Origin of the sequence: Acidovorax sp. SUPP2825, from assembly GCF_030158995.1 — a bacterium.
In the GTDB taxonomy this organism is placed as follows: Bacteria; Pseudomonadota; Gammaproteobacteria; order Burkholderiales; family Burkholderiaceae_C; genus Paracidovorax.
Genome location: NZ_BQXK01000049.1, coordinates 1 through 3,050, shown reverse-complemented (window position 1 = coordinate 3,050; position 3,050 = coordinate 1). Strand labels below are relative to the sequence as shown.

The 3,050-nt window shown below is 70.4% G+C and carries 1 protein-coding gene; it reads left to right on the top strand.

Annotation, left to right across the window (positions count from 1 at the left end; translation table 11 throughout):
* On the top strand, positions 1–3,050 hold a 3,050-nt coding region (locus AVAK2825_RS24575; RefSeq protein WP_284403103.1), incomplete at both ends, for an RHS repeat-associated core domain-containing protein.

Genomic DNA, 3,050 nt, shown 5'->3' with positions numbered 1-3,050 from the left:
GTGGCGCTGCACTGGGTGGCGGGTGACGCCGATGCAGGCACGGGCGAGGTGCTGACCTGGAGCGCACGGCAGGCCCGCGAGCAGGCCATGGCAAAGGGTGCGGCCAGTGGCGCTGCGAGCGCAGGGACGTTCTCTTCGCCCTTCGCCTCGGCCTTCGCACGACCGCGCCTCGTCGGCCTGTCCGATTCGGCCGGGCGGCAGTTGCGCCTGACCTGGACCCAGGCCAGCGGGGCACCGTCACCCGACGATCCCCTGCGCGGCGCGCGCCTGTCCACGGTGGAGTTGCGGGTGCCGGGCCACACCGGCAGCCAGTTGCTGGCGTCCTACGACTACGACGCGCAGGGCCAGTTGGTCGCCACGCAGCACGGCACCCAGCCCTACCGCCAGTACGCCTGGCGCTCGGGCGTGCTGGTGGGCTACCGCAAGGCCAGCGGCCACCGCTACTTCGCCCAGTACGACGCGGAAGGCCCGCACGGCCGCGTGCTGCGTTCATGGTGCGCCGATGCCCCCATCCCCGGCCAGGACGACGACCGCTTCACGTATCTGCCCCACGAGCGCATCACCCGCCACACCGACGGGCTGGGGCGTGTGACGGCGTACCACTGGGATGCCCGCTTCAACATCGTGGCCACCGTGATGGCAGAAGGCACGCCCGAGGAGGTGCGCGAGGCAACGCCGTTCGATGCCACCGGCACCCCACGGGGCAGCATCGATCCGCTGGGCCGGCGCACCTCGCTGCGCCACGACGCACGGGGCAACGTGGTGCAACTCGTCAATGCGCTGGGGCAGTCCACGGCGCTGGAATACGACGCGATGGACCGGGTGACCACGCTGCGCGATGCGATGGGCTTCGAGTGGCGGCGCACCTACGACGCGCAGGGCAATCTGGTGCGGATGACCGATCCGCTGGGCCAGACCACGGCCTACCAGTACGACGGCCTGGGCCGGCCGGTGGAGGTGACCGACGCCCAGGGCGGCAAGAAGGTGCTGCGCTGGGACGAGGCGGGCAATCTGGTGGCCTACACCGATTGCTCGGGCCGCACGACACGCTTCGGCTACGAGGCGCGGGGCCTGCCGGTGCTGCGCACGGACGCGCTGGGGCACAGCACCTACTACCAGTACGACAGCGCGGGGCGCCTGGTGCGCGTGGTGGAGCCGGTGGCCGCGCAGGCGGCAGCGCCCGGCACGGGCGTGGGCGCCGCCCCCGTGACCGCGATCCACCGATACGAGTGGAACGGCGAAGGCCACTTGCTGGCCTATGCCGATCCGCTGGGGGCCATCACCCGCTACACCTATGACGGCGTGGGCCGTCCCCTGACCCGCACCGACGCCGCCGGCCGCACCCTCGCCTACCACTACGACCGCGCGGGCCGCCTGATCGCCCTCGACAACGAGAACCGCGCACAGACCACCTTCCGCTACAACCTGCGCGACCAGCTCACGGACGAGATCGGCTTCGATGGCCGCTGGCAGCGCTACGTGTACAACGCGGCGAGCGAACTCACCCACCTGATCGAGGCGGGCGGCAGCGAGGCCGGGCCGGGCAAGGTCACGCACTTCGAGCGCGACGCGCTGGGCCGGCTGCTGGCCAAGCGCGCCCATGGCGACGAAGGCCCGCCCGAGGAGACCACCTACCGCTACGACGCGCTGGGCCGGCTGACCCAGGCGAACAATGGCGCGGCCCACCTGGCCTTCGCCTACGACCCCGTGGGACAACTCCTGAGCGAGACGCAGACGCTCATCGGCCAGGGCGGTCCCGGTCTGCCAGCGCGGCTGGGGCGCGCTGCGGCATCGCCTCAAGGCCTGTCGCGCTCGCTCGTTCACAGCTACGACCCGCTGGGCAACCGCACGCAGACGCTGCTGCCCGATGGGCGCACGCTGAACTGGCTGTTCTATGGCTCCGGCCATCTGCACCAGATCAACATCGCGCTGCCCGGACAGGAAGGCGCGCACCAGGTCATCGCGGACATGGAACGCGATTCCTTGCACCGCGAGGTCGAGCGCAGCCAGGGGGCCGTCTCCAGCCGCTACGAGTACGACCCTGCGGGCCGGCTGGTGCACCACCGCGCCGGTTACCGCCCCAGCGGCAATGTGCAAAACAGCCGGGCGGGGACGGTGCTGGAGCGGGTCTATGCCTACGACCTGACAGGCCAACTGGTGGCGCGCGGCGACACGCTGCGCGGGCGCCAGGACTTCCGCTACGACCCCACGGGCCGCATCCTGGCCGCCCTGCCGGGTGCCGGCAGCCACCAGCCTCGCGAGTTATTCGCCTTCGATCCGGCGGGCAACCTGCTGGATGGCAATGAGGCGCAGGTGGGGCGGCACCATGCCGCCGATGGCCGGGGGGGCCTGGGCGTGGTGGGGGACAACCGGCTGCGCTTCTACCAGGACATGCACTTCGAGTACGACGTGCATGGCAATGTGACGAAGCGCACGCGGGGCAACCAGAAGGCGGGGCACCATGAGGTGGTCCAGTTGCGCTGGAATGCCGATCATCAGTTGGTGGAGGCCAGCACCACGCGCCATGGCGTGACGCAGACCACGCGGTATGCCTATGACGCCCTGGGGCGGCGCGTCACCAAGGCGGACGCCTTCGGTACCACGCACTTCCTGTGGGACGGTGACCTGATGGTGCTCAAGGAACGGGGCGGCAACGGGGCGCTGTTCGTGTATGAGCCAGCCAGCTTCGTGCCGCTGGCGACGGTGCAGGGGACGCAGGACGACCGCCAGACCTACTGGTATCAGTGCGACCAGATCGGCGCGCCGCTGGAGTTGACGGATGCGCAGGGGCACATTGCCTGGGCGGCGGATTACAAGGTCTGGGGAGAGGCCACATTGCGGCCCGTGGCGAGGACGGGGACCGATGACGGCCCCACCCGCCGCCGCATGGGGAATGGGCCGGGGGTGGGTTGGAGCGACGGTGCCAGCGCCCGGTCATCCGCGCCGCCGCCGATCGAACAACCCTTCCGATTCCAGGGGCAGCAGTTCGATGAGGAAACCGGGCTGCATTACAACCGTTTCCGGTATTACGATCCGGCTGTGGGCAGGTT